This window comes from Stenotrophomonas sp. PS02300 (assembly GCF_029959395.1).
In the GTDB taxonomy this organism is placed as follows: Bacteria; Pseudomonadota; Gammaproteobacteria; order Xanthomonadales; family Xanthomonadaceae; genus Stenotrophomonas; species Stenotrophomonas maltophilia_AD.
This window is the reverse complement of sequence record NZ_JASCOP010000167.1, coordinates 1-6,848: the sequence shown is the minus strand read 5'-3', so window position 1 is coordinate 6,848 and position 6,848 is coordinate 1. Positions and strand designations below refer to the sequence as shown.

Here is a 6,848-nt window from a genome sequence, read left to right as displayed (position 1 = left end):
GCTGTCGGCAGTGGCAGGCAAGGCCGTGAACTGCCGCCAGCGGGCCGACAACCACCACATGCCGTGCTGCTCGCTCACCCACCACAGGTCACCGTTGCGGTCTTCCAGCGCCTGGCGGATCACCACCGGCCCCGGCACGCTGCCTGGCGCGGGTTGCAGCGCCCACGGCAGCACGGTGCCGGTCTCCTGCCGCAGCAGTGCCGCGCCCTTCTGCTGCCAGAGCACGCCGTCAGCGCTGCGCAGCACGCTGCGTGCGCCGGGCGGGCGCAGGTGGGCACCTGCTGCGGTACCCATTGCCCAGGTGCCGCGCGCCGAGGTGACTTCAATACCCCCGCGTGGATCGGCCCAGAGCGACTGGATCGGCGCGGCGGACGCGGCCGGCAGCGCCATCCGGAGCAGTCGCACGCCATCCCACCGCCAAAGCGATGCGGCCTGGGCCACCCACAATGCACCGGCGCTGTCGCGCGCGAGTGCCAGCACCGGGCCGTGCACCAGCGGAAGCGATTGCAACAGCCACTGCGGGTCGCGCGGTGCCCGCCGGTAAAGCTGGTGGTCGCTTCCAATGGCCCAGATCCGGCCGTCGCCGCTGCTTTTCACCTGGCGCAGCGGTCCCTGTCGCAGCGCCGACGGGGCCGATGCCGGCAGCCGCTGGAACCCACCGCGATCAGCGCCCATCATGACCAGCCCCGCCGTGGCCGTTCCCACCCATAGCCGGTCGAGGGCATCCACGTGCAACGTGCGCAGGTCGACATCCGGCAACCCGTCCTCCAGGCGCCACAGCCGGTACCGCTGCCCGTCGAAACGCATCAGGCCGTCGCTGCCCGCCAACCACAGGTAGCCGGAAGCGTCTTCAGCGATTTCGCGCACATGGGCGTCGTGCAGGCCATTGGCCATGCCGAGCAGGCGCGGCGATGGCACAGGGACGACACCCGCGTGGCCTGCTGCCGGCCACATCAGCAGCAGGGCCAGAAGCAAGGCTACGGGCTGCCCGCGCAGGACCTCTCGCGGAGGCGTCACCGTCTACCGCACCATCATCGTTCTCATTGCCGCCACGGTAGGGCCGTAGCGGCCAGGGCGCATCCGCGTTTCCGTAAATACGTCACAGAGCGGTGAATCAAATTTTGGATTGAATTTGCCGATTTCTGATACGCAGCCTATGGAGAGGTCACCGTCCCGGACGGGCTGCGGCGGGTAGCAAACGCCTGCGCGATTGCTGCCACCAGCAGGTCGCCGGTCACCGGCTTGCGCAGGAAGCCGTCAAACCCGGCCGCCAGGACCTGTTGTTCGGCATAGGCATCCGAGCGCGCCGTCACCGCGATCAGCGGCAGCGCGTAGCCCATGGCACGCAGCTGCCCGGCGATGGCGATGCCATCCAGCGCGGGCAGGTCCAGGTCAAGCAGGCCGATGTCGAAACGTCCGGCAGCCACTTCCGACAACGCCGCCAGACCGTGCAGGGCATGCACCACCGTGTGCCCGCGGGCCTGCAGCAGGCCGGCAATGACGTCCGCCACGGTGGCATCGTCTTCCACCAGCAGTATCCGCAACGGCGGCAAGTTAATCGGCGCGCCATGCAGCGGTGCATCCGGAGTGGGCCCCTGGCGCACGCTCCACGGCAGCGGCAGGTGCACGGTGAAGCGGGCCCCCTGCCCGGGCGTGCTGTCGATGCCGATGCGTCCGCCCATCGCCACGGCCAGTTCCTGGCAGATCGCCAGGCCCAGGCCACTGCCCCCATAGCGGGACGCCGTACGCGGGCCGTCCGCCTGTTCGAAACGGTGGAACAGGCGCTGCTGCTGGTCTTCGTTGATGCCCGGCCCGGTATCGGTGACCTCCAGGGCGATACCGCTCCCGCCCGGCACCAGCTCGACGCCGAGACCGACATGGCCGTGTTCGGTGAACTTGATCGCATTGCCGAGCAGGTTCATCAGGATCTGGCGTACGCGCATCTCATCGCCACTGACCTGCACCGGACCGGGCAGGTTGAAGCTGCGCTCGAAGGCCAGCCCGCGGTGATGCGCCATCGGCTCCATGAGCGTTTCAACCTGGGCCAGCATCGACATCAGGTCGAAGGGGCGGATGTCCAGTTCCAGCCGACCCGCTTCGATCCGGGCCAGGTCCAGCGCGTCATTGACCAGCCGCAGCAGATGGGTACCGGCGTGCTGGATGGAGGCGGCGTAGCCGCGCTGCAGCTCGTCCAGTGGCGTGGCCAGCAACAGTTCGCTCATGCCCAGCACACCGGTCATGGGGGTACGCACCTCATGGCCGAGCGTGGCAAGGAACCGGCTCTTGGCCTGCGAAGCCTGTTCGGCGATCTGCTGTTTGTGCACGGTCAGCTGCCATTGCTGGCGGCGACGCAGACGAGCGCGGGCAAACGCCGCCGCGGCCGCCACCAGCAGCAGCCACAGCATCACGTAGCCCGCGATGGCCCAGCTGCTGCGCCACCACGGTGGCTGTACCTGCACGGTGATCGTGCGTGACGGTGTCCATTCGCCGTGCGACGTGGCCGCCTGCACGTCGATCGCATACTGCCCCGAGGGCAGCCGCGACAACAGGCGCTCGCCATCGGCGTTCTGCATCACCCAGTTCTGGTCATAGCCGGACACGCGGTAGCGGTAGCGGTTGCCCATCGGGCTGGCATAGGACAGCAGGCGTGCCGAAATGATCAGGTCGCGATCGTCCGGGCCCAGCACCAGCGGCGCGTTGACGGGCAGCGACTGCTGGCCTTCGGCGTCATCGCGGCGTACCTGGATGTTGTCGATGACCAGCTGCGACGGCGGCAGCACGGTGTCTGCTGCATTCGGGTCGAATCCCACCAGGCCGGTCGCGGTGACCGCCAGTGCCCGGCCGCCGGCGCCGGCCACCGGTGGACGACCGCTGAATTCCTTGTCGGGAAGCCCGTCCCGCTCGCGGTACAGGCGCAGGCGGCGCTCGCGCGAATGCCAGCACACCAGGCCACGCGGGGTGGTTGCCCAGACCTGGCCGTCGCGGCCAAGGATGAGCCCGCCCACGGACGTCGGTGGCATGCCCTGGGCAGCCCCCACCCGCTCGCGCAGGGTCATGGACAGCCCGTCCCAGCGGTAGCGTTCCAGGCTGCCCTTGCGTGCGATCCAGACCTCATCCGGCCCGGACCAGGCCATGTCGTAGATGTTGCCGGGCGTGATGCCAGGCACCCGTTCGAAGCGGTTCTCCTGCCAGCGCAGCAGGCCCAGCGCGCCCATGTCGCCCATGATCCACAGCTGGCCGCGCGGGTCGAACAGCATCTGCTCGATCGGCACGTCGACCAGGCCGCGGCCGTCACCGATGCGGATGTCGTCAAGCAGGTTTCCCTGCGCGTCGCGGCGCTGCACCCCATAGTTCATGATCGACAGCCACAGATCGCCATTGGGTGCTTCACGGATCAGATCGATGCGTTGGCGGACATCCGAGCCGCCCCCCAGCTTCCACTCACGCAGCTGTCCGCTCCGCGGCTGGAACAGACCCAGCCTTCCCGCCCGCCCGAGCCAGAGCGCGCCATCGGCGCGTGGCAACACCGACCAGACCGCACCCACGCCGATCTGCTTTTCAGTGGCGATCTGGTGCAGGCGCCCCCCCGCGTCCAGCTGGTATACCCCGTGCGCCCCGGCGATGTAATAGTCGTTGCCGGCCGCGGCTGCCCCGAGCAGGTACACACTGTCCAGCGACTTGCCATCGAGCTGGTACCAGGTGGAGAAACGCTTCCAGTCCGGCGGGAGATAGGCCAGGCCCTGGCTGAGCATGGCCACCCACAGCCCCCCTTCGTGGTCCTGCAACATGTCCAGCACGCCGCTGCGTTCGGTCAGGAACCCACTGCCCGCATCGCCGGCCAGCAGGCGCAGCTGCGTTTCGTCGCCGCGGTACAGGCCGTCGGCCGTGCCCAGCCAGTACCCTCCGTCGCGGTCATGCACCACCGACGCGGCGCGCACATCGGCGCCGAGCGTCCACGGTGCCGGGCGGGCGCTGTCATCGGTGTCGATCCGGAACAGACCTCCCTCGGTACCGGCCCAGACGGTGCCATCCGGGTCGCGGGTCAACCGGAACACGCTTTCCCCCCCCAGCACCGCCGGGGCGATCCGGGTGAAGCCGCGCCCATCCCAGCGCGCCACGCCACTGCCGGTGCCCACCCACACACGTCCCTGCGGATCGGACAGCAGGCTGTAGATGGTGTCGTCGGGAAGCGCGGCAGGGTCGGCGGCGTTGGCCTGGTAGCGGACCAGCGTGCCATCCTCCTCCCGCCGGCAGATGCCATGGCTGTTGGTGCCGATCCACAATGCCTTGCCCGCATAGGCCAGTGACCAGAACTGTCCTTCGCATCGCCCGTCGAGGTCGGAGAAGCGTTCGAAGCGTTCGCGCCCAGGCCCGAGCATGCTCAGGCCAACGCCGTTGCTGCCCACCCAGACCCGATCCAGCGGATCGACCAGCAGCGTCTCGATCTCGTTGCCCGGCAACGAGCCGGGATCGTCGGGTTCATTGCGCCAGACCCGCAGGCCAACGCCATCGATGCGGGCCAGGCCATCATCGGTGGCCGCCCAGATGTAACCCTGCCGATCCTGCGCCAGCGCCAGCACCATGCGCGAGGGCATGCCTTCGGCGGCGCCAAGGCGGCGCATGCGCGGTGTTTCTGCCGATGTCCCTGCGGCCCATAACGCCGACGGCACCGTATACAACGCCAGTGCCAGCAGCACGATGCCTGCCCGCCAACCGCGCGTGCTCAACGCCATCGAGTTCTCCCTGTTGGCCGGGATTGTCACACAGTGCGCTGCACAACGCCCCGGTCGCACCCCGTTGGGCGCACCACGATCTGTTGCAGCCATGGTGCTGCCAGGCATCACGGACCAGCGCGTATGATCGGCCCAGCCCTGAACGGAGCCGGCCGTGACCAAGCGCCTGACCCTTGCCCTGCTGTTGTGTACCGCCCCGTGGGCGGTGAGCGCCGCGCCCGATACCTACCGCCTCGACCCGGTGCATACGCGGGTCCTGTTCGCGGTCGAGCACGCGGGTTTCTCGCAGGCACTGGGCACGGTATCGGGCAGCGAAGGCCGCCTCTCCTTCGATCCCGACGACTGGAGCAGCGCCACGCTCACGGTCAGCGTGCCGCTGCAACGGCTTGACCTGGGCGATGACAAATGGAACAAGGCCGCGCTGGCGCGCAACCTGCTCGACGCCGAACGCCATCCCGAGGCCCGCTTCGTCTCCACCCGCATCGAACCGGTCGATGCCACCCATGCACGGGTCATCGGTGAGCTGACCCTGCGTGGCGTCAGCCATGAAGTCACGCTCGATGTCACGCTCAACGCAGTCAAGCGCCACCCGATGCCGCCGTTCCGCCGCACTGCGGGTTTTTCCGCCACCGCCACGCTGAGCCGCAGCGCATTCGGCGTGGATGCCTGGCCGTCGATGATCGGCGACCAGGTACAGCTGCGCATCGAAGCAGAAGCCCTGCGCGACCGCAGTGCCACCGATCCGCAGGACACACCGTCCGTCGACGCGCCGGGAACTCCCGAACCTATCGACGACTCCGACATTCCATCTTCTTCGCCAGCCCGGAAGCGCTCGCCATGACCACCCGAAACACCCGTGACCGCTGGGGCGGTGTCAGCCAGGGCCTGCACTGGCTGATCGCGCTGCTCATCCTCGTGCTCGGCATCGTTGGCCTGACCATGGGCGAACTGCCACGTACCCCGAAGTATTTCTGGGTGTACACCGCGCACAAATCGCTGGGCATCACCGTGCTGGCATTGGTGGCGCTGCGCCTGGGCTGGCGCCTGTATGCCGGCGCGCCCGAGCCGGTGCCCGGCACGCCGACCTGGCAGGAACGAATCGCCTCGGCCACGCACTGGCTGCTGTACGTGCTGATGTTCGCGCTGCCGCTGTCCGGCTGGATCTACGATTCGGCCAGCGGCCTGCGCCCGTTCCGCTGGTTCGGGCTGGTCGACGTGCCCAAGCTGGTTGCCCCCAACCCGGGCGCGCGCGACATCTCCCACGCCATCCATGAGTGGGGCTTCTGGCTGCTGATCGCCGTGGTGGTCGCCCACGCCGGCGCCGCCCTGTACCACCATCTTTTCCAACGCGATGCCACGCTTGCGCGCATGCTGCCGCAGGGCTGGCTCGCCTCCCCCCAGAAGGATTGACGATGAACATCAAGCTCACCTCCCCCGCCGCTGTGGCTGCCGCGCTGGCCGGCCTGATGGCCACCGCCCCGGTGCTGGCCGCCGACTACGTGCAGGTCCCGGGCGCCGGCTCCCACCTGGCCTTCGCCACCAAGTACGACGGCGAAGTATTCGCCGGCAGCTTCCCGGGCTTCTTGACCAAGGTCAGCTTCGATCCGGCCAACCCGGCCGCCGGTACGCTGGACGTGACCATTCCGCTGGCCGGGGCAAAGTCCGGCAACAGCGACCGCGATTCCACCCTGCAGGGTGAGGAGTTCTTCAACGTGGCCAAGTTCGCCACCGCGACGTACACCGCCAAGGGCTTCACCAAGACCGGTGACAACAAGTACGTGGCCAATGGCACGCTGGAGCTGCGCGGGGTGAGCAAGCCGGTCACCTTCACGTTTGAATGGAAGCCCGGTGCCAACCCGGTGCTGACCGGCAAGGCCACGGTCAAGCGCCTGGACTTCGGCGTGGGTGAAGGTGACTGGAAGGACACCAAGACCATTCCGGACGACACCGCAATCAGCACCGTGGTGAAGCTGCAGGCGAAGTAACCGCCTCGGCGGTGTGGCAATCGGGGGTGCCGGCCAACGGCCGGCGCTACCGGGGTCCGGCCATCCACGCCGACAGGGTGGCGGCATCGAAGGGCCAGTCCAGCTCCCGGCCCTGCCCATCGCACAGCAC

General features: G+C 68.5%; 4 protein-coding genes and 1 pseudogene. 3 read left to right on the top strand and 2 right to left on the bottom strand.

The features are described 5' to 3' along the window. Nucleotides 1-975 (bottom strand): annotated as a pseudogene (locus QMX79_RS19105) (hypothetical protein); the annotation flags it as partial. 179 nt (nucleotides 976-1,154) lie between these two features. Next, nucleotides 1,155-4,727: an ATP-binding protein gene (locus QMX79_RS19100; RefSeq protein ID WP_282248182.1), complete on the bottom strand. Its 3,573-nt coding sequence runs from the start codon at nucleotides 4,725-4,727 to the stop codon at nucleotides 1,155-1,157. 160 nt (nucleotides 4,728-4,887) lie between these two features. On the opposite strand from QMX79_RS19100, the gene QMX79_RS19095 reads away from it, so the two are divergent. Genes QMX79_RS19095 through QMX79_RS19085 form a run of 3 tightly spaced genes read left to right on the top strand, consistent with a single transcriptional unit; the run spans nucleotide 4,888 to nucleotide 6,718 of the window. Further along, the gene (locus tag QMX79_RS19095) at nucleotides 4,888-5,574 is read left to right on the top strand and encodes a YceI family protein (RefSeq protein WP_282248181.1); all 687 of its coding nucleotides are present in this window, start codon (nucleotides 4,888-4,890) and stop codon (nucleotides 5,572-5,574) included. Then, entirely contained in the window at nucleotides 5,571-6,143 is a 573-nt protein-coding gene (locus QMX79_RS19090; RefSeq protein WP_282248180.1) for a cytochrome b, read from the top strand. The genes QMX79_RS19095 and QMX79_RS19090 overlap by 4 nt, the downstream gene beginning before the upstream one ends. Nucleotides 6,144-6,145: 2 nt before the next feature. Next, complete coding sequence (locus QMX79_RS19085; protein WP_282248179.1) at nucleotides 6,146-6,718, top strand: YceI family protein; 573 nt, start codon at nucleotides 6,146-6,148, stop codon at nucleotides 6,716-6,718. The last annotated feature ends 130 nt before the right edge of the window (nucleotides 6,719-6,848 follow it).